The organism is Fulvimonas yonginensis (genome assembly GCF_037137055.1).
GTDB classification, from domain to species: Bacteria; Pseudomonadota; Gammaproteobacteria; order Xanthomonadales; family Rhodanobacteraceae; genus Frateuria_A; species Frateuria_A yonginensis.
Map to the genome: position 1 here is coordinate 85,258 of NZ_JBBBNY010000006.1, position 19,469 is coordinate 104,726.

20 protein-coding genes are annotated in these 19,469 nt (G+C 70.1%); 6 read left to right on the top strand and 14 right to left on the bottom strand.

The features are described 5' to 3' along the window. Positions 1–32 precede the first annotated feature (32 nt). The 3 genes from WAT24_RS10200 to efp form a co-directional block, all read right to left on the bottom strand. Entirely contained in the window at positions 33–287 is a 255-nt protein-coding gene (locus WAT24_RS10200) for a YciI family protein (RefSeq protein ID WP_336807752.1), read from the bottom strand. Positions 288–296: 9 nt separating this feature from the next. Next, complete coding sequence (locus WAT24_RS10205; RefSeq protein ID WP_336807753.1) at positions 297–1,628, bottom strand: TRZ/ATZ family hydrolase; 1,332 nt, start codon at positions 1,626–1,628, stop codon at positions 297–299. Positions 1,629–1,703: 75 nt separating this feature from the next. Then, positions 1,704–2,273, bottom strand: a complete 570-nt coding sequence (gene efp / locus WAT24_RS10210) for an elongation factor P (RefSeq protein ID WP_336807754.1) — start codon at positions 2,271–2,273, stop codon at positions 1,704–1,706. Positions 2,274–2,359: 86 nt separating this feature from the next. Here efp and epmB point away from each other — a divergent pair, with 86 nt between their 5' ends. After that, positions 2,360–3,370, top strand: a complete 1,011-nt coding sequence (gene epmB, locus WAT24_RS10215) for an EF-P beta-lysylation protein EpmB (protein ID WP_336807755.1) — start codon at positions 2,360–2,362, stop codon at positions 3,368–3,370. Positions 3,371–3,533: 163 nt separating this feature from the next. Further along, entirely contained in the window at positions 3,534–5,573 is a 2,040-nt protein-coding gene (locus tag WAT24_RS10220) for an EAL domain-containing response regulator (protein ID WP_336807756.1), read from the top strand. A gap of 115 nt (positions 5,574–5,688) precedes the next feature. Here the strand turns inward: WAT24_RS10220 and rplS are convergent, their stop codons facing one another. The 5 genes from rplS to ffh form a co-directional block, all read right to left on the bottom strand. Further along, positions 5,689–6,078: a 50S ribosomal protein L19 gene (gene rplS / locus WAT24_RS10225; protein ID WP_336807757.1), complete on the bottom strand. Its 390-nt coding sequence runs from the start codon at positions 6,076–6,078 to the stop codon at positions 5,689–5,691. A gap of 25 nt (positions 6,079–6,103) precedes the next feature. Further along, positions 6,104–6,871: a tRNA (guanosine(37)-N1)-methyltransferase TrmD gene (trmD, locus tag WAT24_RS10230; protein ID WP_336807758.1), complete on the bottom strand. Its 768-nt coding sequence runs from the start codon at positions 6,869–6,871 to the stop codon at positions 6,104–6,106. Positions 6,872–6,885: 14 nt separating this feature from the next. Then, positions 6,886–7,401 (bottom strand): ribosome maturation factor RimM, encoded by a 516-nt coding sequence (gene rimM, locus WAT24_RS10235; RefSeq protein WP_336807759.1) that lies wholly within the window; start codon positions 7,399–7,401, stop codon positions 6,886–6,888. A gap of 1 nt (position 7,402) precedes the next feature. Further along, positions 7,403–7,657 (bottom strand): 30S ribosomal protein S16, encoded by a 255-nt coding sequence (gene rpsP / locus WAT24_RS10240; protein ID WP_336807760.1) that lies wholly within the window; start codon positions 7,655–7,657, stop codon positions 7,403–7,405. 170 nt (positions 7,658–7,827) lie between these two features. Next, the gene (gene ffh, locus WAT24_RS10245; protein WP_336807761.1) at positions 7,828–9,210 is read right to left on the bottom strand and encodes a signal recognition particle protein; all 1,383 of its coding nucleotides are present in this window, start codon (positions 9,208–9,210) and stop codon (positions 7,828–7,830) included. A gap of 96 nt (positions 9,211–9,306) precedes the next feature. Here ffh and WAT24_RS10250 point away from each other — a divergent pair, with 96 nt between their 5' ends. Beyond that, entirely contained in the window at positions 9,307–10,146 is an 840-nt protein-coding gene (locus WAT24_RS10250) for a cytochrome C assembly family protein (protein ID WP_336807762.1), read from the top strand. A gap of 99 nt (positions 10,147–10,245) precedes the next feature. Here WAT24_RS10250 and radA read toward each other — a convergent pair whose 3' ends face one another. The 4 genes from radA to WAT24_RS10270 all read right to left on the bottom strand — a co-directional run bounded on the left by radA (position 10,246) and on the right by WAT24_RS10270 (position 15,464). Continuing rightward, positions 10,246–11,622, bottom strand: a complete 1,377-nt coding sequence (gene radA / locus WAT24_RS10255; RefSeq protein WP_336807763.1) for a DNA repair protein RadA — start codon at positions 11,620–11,622, stop codon at positions 10,246–10,248. An 80-nt stretch (positions 11,623–11,702) separates the two neighbouring features. Continuing rightward, positions 11,703–12,791 carry an alanine racemase gene (gene alr, locus WAT24_RS10260; protein WP_336807764.1) on the bottom strand — a complete coding sequence of 363 codons (1,089 nt, stop codon included), beginning with the start codon at positions 12,789–12,791 and terminating at the stop codon, positions 11,703–11,705. Positions 12,792–12,951: 160 nt separating this feature from the next. Continuing rightward, positions 12,952–14,349 (bottom strand): replicative DNA helicase, encoded by a 1,398-nt coding sequence (locus tag WAT24_RS10265; protein WP_336807765.1) that lies wholly within the window; start codon positions 14,347–14,349, stop codon positions 12,952–12,954. Positions 14,350–14,600: 251 nt separating this feature from the next. Next, on the bottom strand, positions 14,601–15,464 hold the full coding sequence (locus WAT24_RS10270) for an aldo/keto reductase (RefSeq protein WP_336807766.1): 864 nt from the start codon (positions 15,462–15,464) through the stop codon (positions 14,601–14,603). A 107-nt stretch (positions 15,465–15,571) separates the two neighbouring features. Between WAT24_RS10270 and WAT24_RS10275 the strand changes: the two genes are divergently transcribed. Next, positions 15,572–16,315 carry a ZIP family metal transporter gene (locus tag WAT24_RS10275; RefSeq protein ID WP_336807767.1) on the top strand — a complete coding sequence of 248 codons (744 nt, stop codon included), beginning with the start codon at positions 15,572–15,574 and terminating at the stop codon, positions 16,313–16,315. 11 nt (positions 16,316–16,326) lie between these two features. Here WAT24_RS10275 and WAT24_RS10280 read toward each other — a convergent pair whose 3' ends face one another. Next, entirely contained in the window at positions 16,327–16,593 is a 267-nt protein-coding gene (locus WAT24_RS10280; protein ID WP_336807768.1) for a DksA/TraR family C4-type zinc finger protein, read from the bottom strand. Positions 16,594–16,675: 82 nt separating this feature from the next. Here WAT24_RS10280 and WAT24_RS10285 point away from each other — a divergent pair, with 82 nt between their 5' ends. Beyond that, a complete protein-coding gene (locus WAT24_RS10285) occupies positions 16,676–17,140 on the top strand; it encodes an NUDIX hydrolase (RefSeq protein WP_336807769.1) in 465 nt (154 codons plus the stop codon). A gap of 54 nt (positions 17,141–17,194) precedes the next feature. Further along, positions 17,195–17,677: a Mut7-C RNAse domain-containing protein gene (locus tag WAT24_RS10290; protein ID WP_336807770.1), complete on the top strand. Its 483-nt coding sequence runs from the start codon at positions 17,195–17,197 to the stop codon at positions 17,675–17,677. A 6-nt stretch (positions 17,678–17,683) separates the two neighbouring features. On the opposite strand, the gene WAT24_RS10295 is transcribed toward WAT24_RS10290, so the two are convergent. Further along, on the bottom strand, positions 17,684–19,450 hold the full coding sequence (locus WAT24_RS10295; protein WP_336807771.1) for a GGDEF domain-containing protein: 1,767 nt from the start codon (positions 19,448–19,450) through the stop codon (positions 17,684–17,686). Positions 19,451–19,469 lie beyond the last annotated feature (19 nt).

A 19,469-nucleotide genomic window follows, 5' to 3' on the forward strand; every position in this document is an offset into this window, starting at 1 on the left:
ATGCGCGTGGTCGTCGGACCCGGTCGGCAAGCCTAGCGCGCCTGCCATTCGTAAATCGTCACGTCCCAGCCGCCGCTGACGTGGGCCGGATCACGGTGGGCGATGGCCTGCGCCGCCGCCATGTCCTGCGCGAGCAGCAGGTAGGCGCCGCCGGATTTGTCGCCGAACGGGCCGGAGCGCTCGACCCGGCCCTCGGCACGCAGCTCGTCGAGGAAGCGCTGGTGCGCCGGCACCACCGCGGGATCGAACTGCGGCCGGCGCATCACCATCACCAGGTACAGGTTCATGCGGGCTCCTCAGGCGAACGTCGCGATGCGCTCGCGCCAGGCGTGCGCCTTGGCCAGGATCGCGGCGGGGTCCATGTCGACCAGCTCGCGCGCGGCCAGCTTGCGCCGGCCGGCGATCCACACGTCGCTGACCTGGTGCCGCCCGGCCGCATAGGCGAGCTGCGAGGCGACGTGGAACAGCGGCTGCGTCTCGATGTCGCCGAGGCGCACCGCGGCAAGGTCGGCCTGCTTGCCGGGCTCGATCGAGCCGATGCGCCCGTCCAGCCCCATCGCGCGGGCACCATTCAGAGTCGCCGCGCGCAAGGCGTAGGCGGCGTCGAATGCGGCCGCGTCGCCGGCGACCGCCTTGGCCAGCAGCGCGGCGGTGCGCAGCTCGCCGATCATGTCCAGGTCGTTGTTGGAGGCGCAGCCGTCCGTGCCGATGGCGACGTTGACCCCGGCGCGGCGCAGCTTCTCGGCCGGGCAGAAGCCGGAGGCGAGCTTGAGGTTGGACTCGGGGCAATGCACCACCGACACGCCGGCCTCGGCGCAGGCGGCGATCTCGCCCTCGGTCAGCTGGGTCATGTGCACGGCGATCAGGCGATCGTTGACCAGGCCCAGCTTCTGCAGCCGCTGGAACGGGCGCAGGCCCGACTTCTTCCTTTCCTCCTCGACCTCGTGGGCGGTCTCGTGCAGGTGCAGGTGCACGGGAATGTCGAGCTGGTCGGCCAGCACGCGGATGCGCTCGAAGCTCTCGTCCGACACCGTGTAGGGCGCGTGCGGGGCGAACGCGGTGCCGACCAGGCCGTCGCCGCGGAAGCTGTCGTGCACTTCGCCGGCGCGCTCGAAGTACTCGTCCTGGCTCTTGGCCCACGCGGTGGGAAACTCGATCACCGGCAGGCCCACCACGGCGCGGAAACCAAGCCGCCGGTAGGTCGCGCCGATCACGTCGGGGAAGAAGTAGTTCTCGTTGGCGCAGGTGGTGCCGCCACGCAGCATCTCGGCCACGGCCAGTTCCACGCCGTCGCGCACGAACTCCGGCCCGATCACCTTGGCCTCGGCCGGCCAGATGTGCTGCTGCAGCCAGGTCATCAGCGGCAGGTCATCGGCCAGGCCGCGCAGCAGCGTCATCGGGTTGTGCGTGTGGCTGTTGACCAGGCCGGGGATCAGCGCATGCTCGGCCAGTTGCATCCGCTCGCGCGGCGCGTAGGCGGCGCGGGCCTCGGCGATCGGCAGCAACGCGAGGATCGCGCCGTGGTGGACCGCGACCGCATGGTCCTCCAGCACGACGCCGTGGGGTTCGACCGGAACGACCCAGCGGGCCTCGATGAGCAGATCGATGTCGATGGGGCCTGCGACCATGGCTGCCTCGGTTGGGGAAACGAAAACGGCACGGCGCGCGTGCGGCCGTGCCGTCGGGACGGTCGACCTCGCGGCTTACTTGCCGACGCGGCTGACGTATTCGCCGGTGCGGGTGTCGACCTTGATCACCTCGTCGGTGCCCACGAACAGCGGCACGCGCACGACCGCACCGGTCTCCAGCGTGGCCGGCTTGCCGCCGCCGCCGGAGGTATCGCCGCGCAGGCCCGGGTCGGTCTCGACGATCTTCAGCTCGACGAAGTTCGGCGGCTGCACCGCGATGATCTCGCCGTTGAACAACGTCACCACGCACTCTTCCTCGCCCTTGAGCCACTTGGCGGCATCGCCCACGCCGGCCTTGCTGGCCTGGTGCTGCTCGAAGGTCTCCTGGTGCATGAAGTGCCAGAACTCGCCGTCGGAGTACAGGTACTGCATGTCGGTATCGGTGACGTCGGCGATCTCGAACGAGTCGCTCGACTTCATCGTCTGCTCGGTGGTGCGCCCGGTCTTCAGGTTGCGGATGAAGATGCGGGTGAACGCCTGGCCCTTGCCCGGCTTGATGAAGTCGGCGTCGGTGATGACCCACGGGTCGTTGTTGTGGAGGATCTTCATCCCCTTCTTGACATCGTTCAGACCGGCGGTGGCCATGCGCTTTCTGCTCCAGAGGTGAACACCGCCCAGCGGCGGTTAAAATAGGGGTTTGCGCGGGCCCCTGGCCCGCATCAAGGCCCACCATGATAACCGCAAGCCCCGCTGCCCGCCTATCGCCGTCCGCGCCGGACTGGCGCGACCTGTGGCGAAGCGCCGTCACCGATGCGGACGAGCTGCTTCGCATGCTCGGCCTGGACCATCTGGCCGGGATGCTGCCTCCGGGCGATGCCGGCTTCGCCCTGCGCGTGCCGCGCGGCTTCGTGGCGCGCATGCGGCCGGGGGACCCGCGCGATCCGCTGCTGCTGCAGGTGCTGCCGCAGCTGGCCGAGCGGGACCCGGTGCCCGGCTTCGTCGCCGACGCGGTGGGCGACCTGGCCGCGCGCGAAGCGCGCGGCGTGCTGCACAAGTACCACGGCCGCGCCCTGCTGATCGCCAGCGGCAGCTGCGCGGTCAACTGCCGCTACTGCTTCCGCCGGCACTTCCCCTACGGCGAGGAGACTGCCGCCGCCGGGCAGTGGCGACAGGCACTGGCCCACCTGCGGACCGACCCTTCCATCAGCGAGCTGATCCTGTCCGGGGGCGACCCGCTGGCGCTGGCCACGCACAAGCTGGAGGAGCTCGCGCGCGGGCTGGCCGACCTGCCCCACGTCACCCGGCTGCGCATCCACACCCGCCTGCCGGTGGTGCTCCCGGAGCGGATCGACGGGCCTTTTCTGGCTTGGCTGCAGGCGCTGCCGCTGCAGAAGGTGATCGTGCTGCACGCCAACCACGCCAACGAGTTCGACGGGGCGGTCGATGCCGCCTGCACGGCGCTGCGCGGCGCCGGCGCCACCCTGCTCAACCAGGCGGTGCTGCTGCGCGGGATCAACGACGACGCGGACGCCCTGGCGGCGCTGTCCGAGCGCCTGTTCGCCGCCGGCGTGCTGCCCTACTACCTGCACCAGCTCGACCGCGTGCAGGGGGCGGCGCACTTCGAGGTGGACGACGCGCGCGCGCACGCCCTGGTCGAGGCGGTGCGCCGGCGGCTGCCCGGCTACCTGGTGCCGCGGCTGGTGCGCGAGGTGGCCGGAGACGCCTCCAAGCGGCCGCTGTAGACCGGGACGCCGACCGCGCCACTTTTCCGGCCCCCGGTGCTGGCGCTCGTACGGGGAATCCGCTACAAACCCGGGAGAGGGGTGGCCGCCCGGACCGCCCGCCCCTCCTGGTCGCGGCGAGGGGCGCCAGCGAATCCGACCCAAGGGCATCTGCCAGGGCTCAATGAAAAAAGACTCCGTCATCAAGATCCTCTTCGTCGAGAAATCCGTCGAGGACGCCGAGCAGATCATCAGCCTCTTGCGCAACGCCGGCATCGCCGTGCGTCCGGCGCGGGCGACCCAGGCCGAGCAGATGCAGGCCGCGCTGGACGAGCTGGAGCCCGACATCGTGCTGTTCGACCCGGCCGCCGGCCTGGAACTGCGCGAGGTGACCCGCATGCTCGACGCGCACGGCCGCGACGTGGCGCTGGTCGCTCTGGTCAGCCAGCTGGACACGCAGAGCGTGGCGGAGATGTTCGCCGGCGGCATCCGCGGCACCGCCCTGCGCACCCAGCCCAAGCAGCTGATCGCCGTGCTGCAGCGCGAGTTCGAAGCGCTGCACACGCGCCGCCAGGTGCGCCTGCTGGAGGCGGCGCTGCGCGAGTCCGAGCGCCGCTGCGACGCCCTGCTGGATTCCTCCACGGACGCCATCGCCTACGTGCACGAAGGCATGCACGTGCGCGCCAATCGGGCCTACCTGGAGACCTTCGGCTACGACGACTTCGACGACCTGCTCGGCCTGCCGGTGCTCGACCTGATCGGCACCGCCGACGCCGAGACCTTCAAGTCCCTGCTGCGCAGCCACTCGCGCAAGGAAAAGGCGAACAACCAGCTGGAGCTGCAGGCCCGCCGCAACGACGGCAGCACGTTCAAGGCGACCGTGGAATTCGCCCATGCCACCTTCGAGGGCGAGCCCTGCCTGCAGATCGTGTTCCGCCGCCAGCAGGTGGACCCGGCGCTGGTCCAGCAGCTGCAGCGCGACCCGGTCACCGGGCTGTTCATCCGCGCGCGCACGCTCGAGTACATCGACGAGGCGGTCGCCGCCGCGGCCAAGGGCAAGAAGGGCCAGACCCTGCTGCTGATCGAGCCGGACAACTGGCAGAGCATCGTCGCCGGCATCGGCCTGGGCCAGGCCGACGAGCTGCTGGCCGCGTTCGCGGCGCGGGTCAACGCCCTCCTGGGCGAGAACGACGTGGCCGGCCTGCTCGCCGAGCACACCATCGGCGTGATGCTGGACACGCGCAGCGACGAGGCGATCAAGCAGTGGATCGCCTCGCTGCAGCAGGCGGTGGCCAGCGACATCTTCGACGTGGGCTCGCATTCGATCACCGTCACCGCGAGCATCGGCGGCAGCCTGCTGGGCGAGAAGAACGCCAACGCCGAACTGCTGCTCAACCAGGCCAGCCAGGCGCTGCGCAGCGCGCAGAGCCGGGGCGGCGGCCGCATGGAAGTGCACGACCCGGCGGCGCGCGAGAAGGCCGAGGAGGAGCGCGAGCGCTACTGGCTGCAGCTGCTCAAGCAGGCGCTGTCGAAGGACGGCTTCGTGCTCTACCACCAGCACACGATCAGCCTGCAGGACGCCGAGGGCGAGTACTCGGAGGTGCTGCTGCGCATGAACGGCCCGCAGGGCGAGGTCCTGCCCGGCTTCTTCATGCCGATCGCCGAGAAGCACGGCCTCACCCCGGCGGTCGACCGCTGGGTAGTCAACCGTGCCATCGACATGCTCAAGGCCCGCGATGGCCAGGGCGTCCAGACCACCTTCTTCGTCAAGCTCACCGCCGAATCGATGCAGGACGCCACCTTCCTGCCCTGGCTGGAGGAGCGCCTCAAACGCGCTGCGCTGCGCCAGGGCCAGCTGGTGCTCGAAATGACCGAGAGCAAGGTCGTGACCCTGCTGCGCCCGGCGCAGGAGTTCATCAGCCGCTGGAAGCAGATGGGCGGGCGGTTCGCGCTGGAGCAGTTCGGCTCCGGCCTCAACTCGTTCCAGCTGCTGACCCACATCGACGCGGACTTCCTGAAGATCGACCGCACCTACATGGCGCAGCTGCCGCAGCATCCGGAGCACCAGAAGAAGATCGCCGAGATCTGCGAGCAGGCCCACGAGATGAACAAGCTGACCGTGGCCGAGTGGGTCGAAGACGCCACCAGCACCTCGCTGCTGTTCGCCTGCGGCGTCGACTTCGTGCAGGGCAACTTCCTGCAGGAGCCGCAGCGGCTGATGTAGCGGGCCCTTCCCTGCGCGCGGCGGACACGCAGGTCCGCGCCTCTTCGAGCTGGAACGCAAAAAGCCCCGTGGATCGCTCCACGGGGCTCGTTCGTGCAACGAAGCCTGCCGTCGCTTACTCGGCGGCGGCCTTCGCGGCCGCCTTGGCGGCCGAGACGGCGGCGACGTCTTCCTTGATGCGGGCGGCCTTGCCTTCCAGGTTGCGCAGGTAGTACAGCTTGGCGCCGCGCACCTTGCCCTTGCGCTTGACCTGCACCGAATCGATCGCCGGGCTATGCGCCTGGAACACGCGCTCCACGCCGGTGCCGTGCGAGATCTTGCGCACCGTGAAAGCCGAATGCAGGCCGCGGCTGCGCTTGGCGATGACGACGCCTTCGAAGGCCTGCACGCGCTCGCGGTTGCCTTCCTTCACCTTGACGTTGACCACCACGGTGTCGCCGGGGCCGAATTCCGGCAGCTGGCGGGTGATCTGCTCGGCTTCGAACTGTTCGATGATCTTGTTCATGGCAACACCTGATTGATTTTCGCAATTACTGCGGCTTGACGGCCGCTTCGTCGTGCCGCATGTGTTCGCGGCGGAATTCGTCCAGCAATGCGCGGGACTCCTTGTCCAGCGCGCATTGCGCCAAGAGATCCGGCCGGCGCAGCCAGGTCCGTCCCAGCGACTGCTTCAGGCGCCACCGGCGGATCGCCGCATGGTCGCCGGAGAGCAGCACCGCCGGCACGTCGCCCAATGCGTCGTGCACCGGCTTCGCGTAGTGCGGACAATCGAGCAGCCCGTTCGAGAACGAATCCTGCTCGGCGGAGGTCGCGTCGTTCAACGCGCCCTCCTGCAGCCGGCCCACCGCGTCGATGATCACCGCGGCGCCCAGCTCGCCCCCGGACAGCACATAATCGCCGATGGAGAGCTCCTCGTCGACCTCGTGCGCCAGCAGGCGTTCGTCCACACCCTCGTAACGCCCGCAGAGCAAGGCGATTCGCGGCATCTTGGCCAGCGCCTCCACCCTGCCCTGCGTCAGCCGCGCTCCCTGCGGACTGAGATAAATCACGTGCGCCGGTTCCGGCGCGGCCTCGCGCATGGCCGCCAGGGCCGCCCGCAAGGGTTCGATCAGCATCACCATCCCGGGCCCGCCGCCGCAGGTGCGGCCGTCCACGGTGCGATAGTTGTCGGTGGCGTAGTCGCGCGGGTTCCAGGTTTCCACCTGCAGCAGCTGGCGCTGCTGCGCGCGTCCCACTACACCGACGGCGGTGCACTGGCGCATGAAGTCGGGAAACAGCGTGACGACATCGATGCGCATCGGATCCTCGATTCCTAGAACTCCGGATCCCAATCCACCACCATGCGCCCGTCGGACAGGTCCACCGAACGCACGTACGTCCCCTGGACGAAGGGAATGAGCCGCTCGCGCGCGCCGTCCCTCACCACCACCACGTCGTTGGCGCCGGTGGCGAACAGGTGGCTCACCCGTCCCAGCGACACCCCTTCCGTGGTGACGACCTCCAGACCCTCGAGGTCGACCCAGTAATACTCGTCCTTGGCCGGGGGCGGCAGCAGCTCGCGGGCGACATGGATGTCCTGCCCCACCAGCGCGGCCGCGGCATCGCGGTCCTCCACGCCCGGCAGGTGGCAGATCAGCCCCTTGCCCTGCGGCCTGCCGCTGACCCCGTCGATCTCCCGCATCTCACCCGGCGCCGTTTCGAGCTGCCAGGGCTGGTACCGGAAGATCTGCGTGCGAGGCTCGGTCCAGGATTCGATCTTGAGCCAGCCCTGCACGCCGTACAGCCCGACGATGCGCCCGACCAGGACGCGCCGACCGGCTGCGGCCACTTCAGGCCGCCTGCTGCTTGCCGGCTTCCTTGACCAGGGCGGCAACCTTGTCGGTCAGCTGCGCACCCTTGGCGACCCACTCCTTGACGCGCTCGACGTTGAGCTCGAGGCGCTTGTCCTTGCCCGCGGCAACCGGGTTGTAGAAGCCCAGGTTCTCGATGCTGCGACCGTCGCGCTTGTTGCGCTGGTCGGTCACGACGACGTGGTAGAACGGACGGCCCTTGGCGCCGCCGCGCGAAAGACGAATCTTGACCATAAGTAAAAGCTCCAGAGGTGCCGGCGACGCCGGCAACACGCACGGGATCCGCGCGCGGTAAACGCGGCATTTTAGTGGAAAACGGGTAAAAGGGAAGAGCCTGGGCGGAAACGGGCGCCGGAACGCGGAACGTACGCCGCGGGGTGCGATCCCGACGGCGCGCGACGCGCTTACCGCATCGGCGGAAAACCCCCGCCCATGCCGCCCATGCCCTTCATGGCGCCGCGCATCTGCCGCAGCAGGCCCTTGGTGCCGCCCTTGGAGAGCTTGGACATCATCTTCTCCATCTGCATGTACTGCTTGAGCAGGCGGTTGACGTCGGCCGGCTGGGTGCCCGAGCCGCGCGCCACGCGGGCGCGGCGCGAGCCATTGAGCAGGTCCGGGTGGCGGCGCTCCTTCGGCGTCATCGAGCCGATGATCGCCACCATGCGCTTGATCTCCTTGTCGTTGACCTTGGACTTGACGCTGTCGGGCAGGCTGGAGACGCCCGGCAGCTTGTCCATCAGGCCGGCGATGCCGCCCATGTTGTTCATCTGCTCGAGCTGGTCGCGCATGTCGTTCAGATCGAAGCGCTTGCCCTTCATCACCTTCTGGGCGAGCTGCTGCGCCTTCTCCTGGTCGACCTTGCGCTCGACCTCCTCGACCAGCGACAACACGTCGCCCATGCCGAGGATGCGTTGCGCCACGCGGTCGGGGTGGAACGGCTCCAGCGCGTCGGTCTTCTCGCCCGCGCCGAGGAACTTGATCGGGCGCCCGGTGATGTAGCGCACCGACAACGCGGCGCCGCCACGGGCGTCGCCGTCGGTCTTGGTCAGCACGACGCCGGTCAGCGGCAGCGCCTCGCTGAAGGCCTTGGCGGTGGTGGCGGCGTCCTGGCCGGTCATCGAGTCGACCACGAACAGGGTCTCGACCGGATCGATGGCGCCGTGCAGCGCCTTGATCTCGCCCATCATCGCTTCGTCGATGTGCAGGCGGCCGGCGGTGTCCACCAGCAGCACGTCGACCACTTCGCGCCGGGCGGCGGCGATGGCGTTCCTGGCGATGTCGACCGGGTTCTGGCCGGCCTCGGACGGGAAGAACTTCACGCCGACCTGCTCGGCCAGCGTGCGCAGCTGCTCGATGGCGGCCGGACGGTAGACGTCGCAGCTGACCACCATCACCTTCTTTTTCCTGCGCTCGGTGAGGAAGCGGGCGAGCTTGGCCACGGTGGTGGTCTTGCCCGCGCCCTGCAGGCCCGCCATCAGCACCACCGCCGGCGGCGTGGCCGCCAGGTTGAGTTCCGCGTTGGCCGTGCCCATCACCTTGGTCAGCTCGTCGCTGACCACCTTCACCAGCGCCTGGCCCGGGGACAGGCTCTTGAGCACCTCCTGGCCGACCGCGCGCACCTTGACCCGCTCGATCAGTGCCTGCACCACCGGCAGCGCCACGTCCGCCTCCAGCAGCGCGATGCGCACCTCGCGCAGCGATTCACGGATGTTCTCCTCGGTCAGGCGGCCGCGGCCGCGCAGGCGGTTGACGGTGGCGGAGAGGCGTTGGCTGAGCGACTCGAACATGGGTGCGGCACGGCGTGGGACGAGCCGGCGAATATACCAGAGGGCCCCTGCGCCCGGCCGTACGGACCGCACCCGCGTTCACGCACCGCAGCGCGTATGCCACACTTGCACGCCATGCTGCCTGCCTTCTCGATCCTCGCCATCGTCGGCTACCTGCTCGCCGCGGGCCTGCTGGCGTGGCCGCTGTTCGGCCGGGGCACGTCGCCGACCGGGCCTGCCTGGCAACGCCCCGCCCTCGCGCTGGCGACCTTGGCGGTGCTGGCGCATGCGGGCGTGCTGCTGGGGATGCACCGCGGCGCGCTGGATCTGCATTTCTTCGCCGCGCTGTCGCTGGTCGCCTGCGCGGTCGCGGCGCTGACCCTGCTGGTCAACCTGAGCCGCCCGGTCGCCGCGCTGGGCGTAGCGGTGTTTCCGCTGGCCGCGCTGCTGCTGGCGGTGGACAGTTTCCTGGCGCCGCCGACCGTGCCGATCGCCATGGACTGGCAGATCAAGCTGCACGTCACGGTCGCGCTGGTCGCCTTCAGCGTGCTCTCCATCGCCGCGCTGCTCGCCATCGGCCTGGCGATCCAGGAGCGCGGCCTGCGTCACCGCCAGTTCGGTCCCTGGCTGCGCGCGCTGCCGCCGCTGACGCTGACCGAGACGCTGCTGTTCCGCCTGATCGGCGCGGGGTTCGCGCTGCTCACGCTGACGCTGATCACCGGCGCGCTGTTCGTCGGCGATCTGTTCGGCCAGCACCTCATCCACAAGACCGTGCTCTCGATCGTCGCCTGGCTGGTGTTCGGCCTGCTGCTCTACGGGCGCTGGCGGCATGGCTGGCGCGGCCGGCGCGCGGTGAACCTCACCCTGACCGGCATGGCGGTGCTGGTGCTGGCCTTCTTCGGCAGCAAGTTCGTGCTCGAGGTGATTCTGCACCGCGGACCCCAAGGGCACCTGTAGCCCGGGCGAAGCAGGTGGGAGCGAGCTTGCTCCTGCAAGGTAGGTCCGCCTAAGCGAGCTGCGCGGGCGAGCTCGCTCCGACGAGCGGGCATGTGCGCTTCAGCCGGCGGCGGACAGCGCCTCGGCCAGGCGCTCCACGCCGATCACCTCCAGCTCGCCCACCCTGCCCTTCTTCGGCGCGTTCGCCTTGGGCACGATGGCGCGCTGGAAGCCGTGCGTGGCTGCCTCCTTCAGGCGCTCCTCGCCGTTGGGCACGGGACGGATCTCGCCGGAGAGGCCGACTTCGCCGAAGGCGATCGTCTTGTCCGGCAGTGGCCGGTCGCGCAGGCTGGAGCGTACCGCCAGCAGCACTGGCAGGTCGGCGGCGGTTTCCTGCACGCGGATGCCGCCGACCACGTTGACGAACACGTCCTGGTCGTAGGCCGCCACCCCGCCATGCCGGTGCAGCACCGCCAGCAGCATGGCCAGGCGGTTCTGCTCCAGGCCCAGCGCCACGCGACGGGGATTGCCCAACGAGGACTGGTCGACCAGCGCCTGCACCTCGACCAGCAGTGGGCGGGTGCCTTCGCGGGTGACCATCACCGCGCTGCCCGGCGTCGGCCCGTTGTGCGCGGAAAGGAAGATCGCCGACGGGTTGGGCACCTCGCGCAGGCCCTTGTCGGACATCGCGAACACGCCCAGCTCGTTGACCGCGCCGAAGCGGTTCTTGAACGCGCGCAGTACGCGGAAGCGGCTGCCCGACTCGCCCTCGAAGTACAGCACGGCGTCGACCATGTGCTCGAGCACGCGCGGGCCGGCGATGCCGCCCTCCTTGGTGACGTGGCCGACCAGGAACACGGAGGTGCCGGTCTCCTTGGCGAAGCGGGTGAGCTTGGCGGCCGATTCGCGCACCTGGCTCACCGAGCCGGGCGCGGCGGTCAGCAGTTCGGTCCAGATGGTCTGGATCGAGTCGATCACCAGCGCGCGCGGCCGCGCGGTGGCAGCCTGCGCGAGGATGCGCTCGATGCAGGTCTCGGCCAGCGCGTGCAGCGGCGCCAGCGGCAGGTCCAGCCGCTGCGCGCGGGCGGCCACCTGCGCCAGCGATTCCTCGCCGGTGACATAGACGCTCGGCAGCTGCGCGCCGAGCCGGCCCAGCATCTGCAGCAGCAGGGTCGACTTGCCGATGCCCGGATCGCCGCCGATCAGCACCACCGAGCCTTCGACCAGGCCGCCGCCCAGGACGCGGTCCAGCTCGCCGATGCCGGTCCGCGTGCGCGCCTCGGCGGTCACCGCCACTTCGGTCAGGGGCGTCACCCGGGAGGCGCCGGCCGCCTTGCCCGCGTAACCGCCGCGCGCGGCGGCGCCCGACTTCACGGCCGGCTGCAGCACGATCTCCGACAACGTGTTCCACACGCCGCACTCGACGCACTGGCCCTGCCACTTGGAATGCTCGGCGCCGCACTCGGTGCAGACGTAGGCGGTCTTGGCTTTGGCCATGGCGGGCTCCGGTAGCGGGAAGCGGCGAGCTTAGCCCGGCGCGCTCGCGGCAGGCGAGACGGCGAAGGACGAACCGGCGGTCAGTTTTCGTCTTCCACGAACAGCACCCGGCGGGTCATGCCGCAGGTGAGGTCGTAGCTGATGGTGCCGGCATGCCGGGCGACGGTTTCGACCGGCAGTTGCGGCCCCCACAGCACGACGCGCTCGCCGACCCGCGCCTGCGGCGCCTCGCGCAGGTCGAGGGTGATCAGGTCCATGGAGACGCGCCCGACCAGCGGCACGGTCGCGTCGCCGACCCGCACCGGCGTGCCGCTGGCGGCGCTGCGCGGATAGCCGTCGCCGTAGCCGACCGCGGCGACGCCGACCGGCATGTCCTCCGGGCAGGTCCAGGTGCCGTTGTAGCCGATCCGCTCGCCCTTGCGCACGTGGTTGATGGCGATCAACCGCGTGGCGAGGGTCATCGCGGGGCGAAAGCCGAAGTCGGCGCCGGATTTGCCCTCCACCACCGACAGGCCGTACAGCAGGCCGCCGGTGCGTACCCAGTCCACCCGTGCCTCCGGCCAGCCCAGCACCGCGGCCGAGTTGGACAGCGAGCGCGGAGCGGCCAGGCCGCGGGTGGCCTGCTCGAAGCACGCGATCTGCCGGCGGGTGGCTTCGCCGTCGAACACTTCCGACTCTGCGAAGTGGCTGAGCAGGCCGATTTCCGGGTCCAGCCCGGGCATCGCCGCCAGGCACGCGTGCACGCCGGCCGCGCGTTCCGGCGGAAAGCCCAGCCGGTGCATGCCGCTGTCGATCTTCAACCACACGCGCAGGCGGCCGCGCCCCGGCACCGCCTCGGCCAGCCAATGCAGTTGCGCCTCGTGGTGGATGGCGGCATCGAGCCGCAGGCGCTGCATCTCGGCGATGTCACCCGGCTGGTCGGGGCCGGAAAGCACCACGATGCGCTGGCGATGGCCCGCGGCGCGCAGCCGTAGCCCGTCGCCCAGCGCGGCCACGGCGAAGCACTCGGCCTCGGCATCCAGCGCGCGGGCCACGCGTTCCAGCCCGTGGCCGTAGGCATCGGCCTTGACCACTGCCATCACCCGCGCAGGCGCCGCCATCGCCTTGATGCGGGCGAGGTTGTGGCGCAATGCGCCCAGGTGGATGGTGGCGGTGGTGGTGCGGCTCATGGGGTGGGGCGGAGGACGGCGAAGCGGAAACGGGTAACCTCAGGCGCGCCACGACCTCGCACCCGCCCGCACGAACGGAGGCTCCGGGCCGGATCGGGCGACAGGCGGCAATCTTGCCCGTGCCGCACGTTCCGTGCCCCGCGGTCCCCGCTTCCCGCCTTCACTCGAACGACCCGACGAACGAGTCCGGCGCGTAGTTCTCGAACTTGGTGTAGTGGCCGAGGAAGGTGAGCTTGACCGTGTCGGTGGGGCCGTTGCGCTGCTTGCCGATGATGATCTCGGCCAGGCCTTTGTCGGGCGAGTCCTTGTTGTAGTACTCGTCGCGGTAGATGAACATGATCACGTCGGCGTCCTGCTCGATGGCGCCCGACTCGCGCAGGTCGGACATCATCGGGCGCTTGTCCGAGCGCTGCTCCAGCGAACGGTTCAACTGCGAGAGGGCGATCACCGGCACGTTCAGCTCCTTGGCGAGGCCCTTCAGTGAACGCGAGATTTCTGAAATCTCGGTGGCGCGGTTCTCCTTGTTCCCGGGCACCTGCATCAGCTGCAGGTAGTCGATCACGATCAGGCCCAGGCCGCCGTGCTCGCGGTGCAGGCGGCGCGCGCGCGAGCGCAGTTCCACCGGCGAGAGGCCGGGCGTGTCGTCGATGAAGATCTTCGCCTCGGAGAGGATCGCGATCGCGTTGGTGACGCGCGGCCAGTCCTCCTCGGACAGGTCGCCATTGCGCAGGTGCTGCTGGTGGATGCGGCCAATCGAGGAGATCAGGCGGAAGGCCAGCTGCGAGGCCGACATCTCCATCGAGAAGATCACCACCGCCTTCTTGCCGCGCAGCGCGGCGGCCTCGGCGATGTTCACCGAGAACGCGGTCTTGCCCATCGAGGGACGCGCCGCGACGATGATCAGGTCCGACGGCTGCAGGCCGGAGGTGAGTTCGTCCAGGTCGTTGAAGCCGGTGGAGATGCCGGTGAGCTGGCCGCGGTTCTCGTAGCGCTCGGTGAGCAGGCGGAAGGCGTCCTTGACCGCCTCGCGCATGGACACCGAATCCTTCTTGCCGCGCGCGCCCGATTCGGCGATGTGGAAGACCCGCTGCTCGGCGGCCTCCAGCACCTCCTGCACGCTCTTGCCCTCGGGTCGGTAGCCGTCCTCGGTGATCGCAGTGCCGGCATCGATCAGCTGGCGCAGCACCGACTTCTCGCGCACGATCTCGGCGTAGGCGGCGATGTTGGCCGCGCTCGGCGTGGCGTTGGCCAGCTCGATCAGGTAGCTGGCGCCGCCGACCAGTTCGGCCAGGCCGTTGGCCTCGAACCAGTCGCCCAGGGTCACCGCGTCGCACGGCATGCCCTTGTTGGCCAGCTCGTTGATGGCGCGCCAGATCAGGCGGTGGTCCTTGCGGTAGAAGTCCCCTTCGCCCAGCTTGTCGGCGACCTTGTCCAGCGCGTCCGGCGCCAGCATCAGGCCGCCCAGCACGGCCTGTTCGGCGTCGATCGAATGCGGCGGCACGCGCAGCGCCTCGACGGCGGAGCCGTGGCCGCTCTTGCGCTCGGGGACAAAGGACATGGGCTCGTTTCCTCACAGGCAGCCGGCCGCGACGGGACGGCGGACACGAGCACGAAGCATACGCGGCGGGCTCTCACCCGACGAGACAATAAGTCTGTGGATAAGCTGTGGGCGCAGGTGGATAAGCTGCGCCCGGCCGGGCCGGATCGGGCGGACCAGGACGGGCAGGAGCGAGCGTGCTCGCGAAGCCGTTGCCCTGGCGCCGGTCCGAACCAGACGCATCGCGAGCAAGCTCGCTCCCGCGGAAAGCCTCAGCGTGCGGCCGCTTCGAGCGCGCGGTAGTCCTCCTCCGACAACGCCAGTTCCGCGGCGGCCACGTTCTCGCGCAGGTGCTCCGCCCGCGAGGTGCCCGGGATCGGCAGCATCGCCGGCGAGCGCTTGAGCAGCCAGGCCAGCGCGACCTGTCCATTGCTGGCGCCGAGCCGCTGCGCGACGCGGCTGAGCGCCGAGTCGGGCGCGGCCAGTTCGCCGGCGGCGAGCGGGTACCAGGGGATGAAGCCGATGCCCTGCGCCTCGCAGTACGCCAGCACGGCCTCGCTCTTGCGGTTGGCCAGGTTGTACAGGTTCTGCACCGTCGCGACCGGAAAATGCCGGCGCGCGGCCTCGATCTCCTCGATGCCGACCTCGCTCAGGCCCACGTGGCGGATCAGCCCCTCCTTGCGCATCGCCGCGATCGCCTCGAACTGCTCCTCGCGCGGCACCTTGGGATCGATGCGGTGCAGCTGCCACAGGTCGATGCGCTCCACACCCAGCCGACGCAGGCTCATCAGCACGCACTGGCGCAGGTACTCCGGACGCCCCAGCGGCAGCCAGATGTCCGGCCCGTGACGGGTCAGGCCGCCCTTGGTGGCGACCAGCATGCCGGCGTACGGGTGCAGCAACTCGCGGATCAGGTCCTCGCTCACGTAGGGGCCGTAGCTGTCGGCGGTGTCGATCAGGTTCACGCCCAGCCCGGGCAGCGCGCGCAGGGTCGCGCGGGCGCCGGCCGGGTCGGCCGGCTCGCCCCAGATGCCCTTGCCGGTGATGCGCATGGCGCCGAAGCCGAGGCGGTGGACGGGGATATCGCCGCCGACCCTGAACTCGCCGGCAGCCGCGGCGTTGGGGAGGTCTGCCATGGGGATGCTCCTGGTGATTCGCGGACTTCCCCTAATGGGGGCGCGCGACGACGAGGCAAGCACGCGCGGTGCGCCATGCTCGGCCGAACCGTGCAAGGAGATAAGGAATGGTTCCGCTGTGGCTGCAGGCGGCGTTCTGGGGTTTCGTGGCGGGCACCGCGCTGCTGCTCGGCGCCGCCATTGGCTATTTCACGCGGGTGCCGCAACGCCTGGTCGCCGGCGTGATGGCCTTCGGCAGCGGCGTGCTGATCTCGGCGCTCTCCTTCGAGCTCATGGACGAGGCCTACCGCCGCGGCGGCTTCGACTCGACCGCGACGGGTTTTCTGGGCGGTGCCGCGGTGTACTCGGCGGTCAACTGGTATCTCGCCCGCGCCGGCGCCAGGCACCGCAAGCGCTCGGGCCACCAGCAGCAGGGCGGCAACGGCCTGGCGATCGCGGCGGGCTCGCTGCTCGACGGCATTCCCGAATCGATCGTGATCGGCCTGAGCATGCTCAAGGGCGGCGCCGTGAGCCTGGTGGCGGTGGCGGCGATCTTCCTGTCGAACATCCCGGAGGGCCTGTCCAGCGCGGCCGGCATGCGCAAGGCAGGCCGCCCGCTGGGCTACGTGGCGGGCGTCTGGGGCGGCATCGCGGTGATCTCCGGCGTCGCCTCGCTGATCGGCTACGCCGTGTTCCGCCACTTCTCGGTCGACGTGGTGGCGGCGACCACGGCCGTGGCGGCCGGGGCGATCCTGGCGATGCTGGCCGACACCATGATGCCGGAGGCCTTCGAACAGGCGCACGACCTGGCCGGCCTGATCACCGTGGTGGGCTTCCTGTGCGCGTTCGTGCTGAGCAAGCTGGGCGGTTGAGCGCGCCGCCCCTAGCGCAGCTGGCTGTCCTTGCTGCCGCGGCGGTTGTAGCCGGCGACCGTGCGCTGCGCCTGGTCCTGCGCTTCCTGGCAGGCCACGCACAGGCGTACCCCGGGCACGGCCTGGCGCCGGGCCTCGGGGATCGGCGCGTCGCACTCCTCGCAGTGGCTCAGGCCCGGGCCTTGCGGGAGCCTGCTGCGCGCGCGCTTGATGGCGTCCTTGACGGTCGCGTCGATCTGGTCCTGCACGGCGCCGTCGCCGGCCCAGCCGATAGCCATGGCGTTCTCCGGGAGTCGTCGGGATCGGGAATGCTACCGTGGGCGAGGTGAACGCGCGCGCGAAACCAGCCGGAGGAACGACGTGCCCACCACCAGTGCCGGCATCCTGCTCTACCGCCTGACCGGCGGCCGCCCGGAAGTGCTGCTCGCCCATCCGGGCGGCCCGTTCTGGCGCCGGCGCGACGATGCCGCATGGACGCTCCCCAAGGGTGAGCCCGCCCCCGGCGAGAACGCCGAGGCAGCTGCGCGACGCGAGTTCGCGGAAGAACTGGGCACGCCGGCCGCCGGCCCGCTTCGCCCGCTCGGGCGGCTGCGGCAGAAGGGCGGCAAATGGGTGGAGGCCTTCGCGCTCGAGGGCGAGTTCGAACCGGCCCACCTGCGCAGCAACCTGTTCGAACTGGAATGGCCACCGCGCAGCGGCCGGCGCGCCAGCTTTCCCGAAATCGACCGGGTGGCATGGTTCGCGCTGGACCAGGCGCGGTCGAAGATCCTGCCCAGCCAGGCGCCGTTGCTGGACCGGCTGGCGGCGCTCCTCGGCACGGACTGACCGCCAGGCGACGGGATCACGCGGCCTCCGCCGCGGAGCTGCTCGAATGCCGGCATGTCCGCGCCGCGGCACCTCTTCTGTGACGCCATGCTGGGCGGCCTCGCCCGCTGGTTGCGCGCGGCCGGTCACGACACTGCACTGGCACCGGCCAGCGCGGTCGACCGCGACATCCTCGGCGCATGCCGCACGGAAGGCAGGCTGCTGCTTACCCGCGACCGGCACCTGGCCGCCCACGCCGGCCGCGACGTGCGGGTCCTGCTGCTGCAGCACGACGGGATCGAGGCCCAGGCCGCCGAGCTCACGGCCGCGCTCGGCATCGAATGGAACCTCGCACCGTTCAGCCGCTGCCTGCTGGACAACACCCCGTTGCACGACGCCACGCCGGCAGAACGCGCGCACGTTCCGGAACGGGCGCGCGACCTGCCCGGGCCGTTCCGCGCCTGCCCCGCTTGCGGGCGGGTCTACTGGCCGGGCAGTCACGTGCGCCGGATGCAGCGGCGGCTGGAGCAGTGGCAGGCGCTTGCTGCCACGCGATGAGCGCGCTCAGGCGACGACCAGGCTCTCGCCCGCCTTCCCTGCCACCACGCAGTTGCGGCCGGCGCGCTTGGCCCGGTAAAGGGCGTGATCCGCATCCACCAGCAATTGGCGCAGGTCGTAGCCGGACTCGCCCGTGCAGGCCAGCCCGAAGCTGGCGGACACGGGTACCCCCGGATCGGCATCCTCGCTGAGCGCCGCGATCGCCCGCCGCAGCACCTCGGCGTGCTCCACGCCGCAGTCGAAGCCGCAATCCGGCAGCAGCACGCCGAACTCCTCGCCGCCGAGCCGGCCGAACACGTCGCTGGGGCGTACATGTTCCTGACAGGCCATCACCGCCCGGCGCAGCACCTGGTCGCCCACCGCATGGCCGTAGGTGTCGTTGGTCAGCTTGAAATGGTCCAGGTCGATCAGCAGGAGGCATGCGCTCTTGCGCGTGCGCTGCGCGTGGCCGAGCGCCTGCTCCGCCTCCACCATGAAATGCTTGCGGTTGTAGATGCCGGTGAGGCTGTCGCACTGGGCCATGCGCATGAAGCGCAACTGCGAGCGCTTCAACCGCAGCAGCCACAGCCCGATCACCAGCAGGCCGAGCAGCAGTACGGCGATGTACAGCCGGCTGGCTTCCACCGCCTTGCGGTCGAGCGCCTGCTGCAACTGCAGGATCTTGTTCTGCCGCGCCAGCGCGTCGACTTCGGCCTTCTTCGCCTGCACCTGCTGCCTGACCATCTGGTACGCCAGCGCCTTGGCGCTGACGTCGTCCAGATAGGCCTTGTCCGCGGCCATGTACTTCTCGTGATAGGCGAGCGCACCGGCGGCATGGCCCTGCTGGCGCTCCATCTCGTACAGCAGCTTGTAGGCGTTCACCAGCGACTCGGTGTACTCGCCCGGGATGCTTGCCGCCACGGCGGCCAGCGCGTACCGGCGCGCGGGCTTGAGCTTGCCCAGTTCGAGCGAGGCCTGCGCCAGCTGCGACTGGAACTGGGCGATGAAGCTCCGGTACCCGGTGGCGAGGACCTCGTCGTAGTGCCCGACCAGCAGGCTTTCGGCCTGCGCCCCTTCCTGCCGCCGAAGGTGGATGCCCGCCAGGTCCGCGCGGACGCCGTTGGCGAACAGCTTCTCGCCCGCCGCTTCGCACTGGGCGATGCCGCGGACGAAAGGGTCCAGGGATGCGACCGCCTGCTTCCGGTAGAGCGCATGCAGCGCCAAGAACTGGCCCTTGCACACCTCCTGCGGGGTGGTGGCTTCGGCCAGCAGCTGTTCCGCGTAGCTGGATGCCAGGTCGTACTGGCCTGCATCGGTATAGAACTGCGACGCCTCGGCCAGCACCTGGAAGCGCGTGTCGGCCTCGCGCACGCGAGGCAGCCCCTCGAGCAACTGGCTCAGCAGGGTGAACGCTTTGACATAGCGGCGACCGATGCCGAGGATGTTGACCAGCGTGGCCTGGGCCCGCGCGCGCAGCGTGGGATCGTCCGCACCGCGTGCGACCGCGTCCAGCAACGGCTCGGCCTTGCCGTAGTCGCCGCGGTAGGCGACCTGCCACGCCTCGAGGTAACGCAATTGCCATTGCTGCCGGAGAGGCAGCGAGGATCGCACCGGTTCGAGCGCATGCAGAAGCTCGACGAACCTGGCGTTGTCCGAGGTCTTTACCCTCTCCGCCTGTTGCAGGATCCAGGCCCGGTCCACCGGCGCGGCCGGACGGCTCTGGCCCGCGGCAGGCCAGGCCAGCGCCACCCATGCCGCGAGAAGCACGCGAAGCCTGGGGCGGGGAGGGTGCATGTCACCGCTCGGTCGGGAT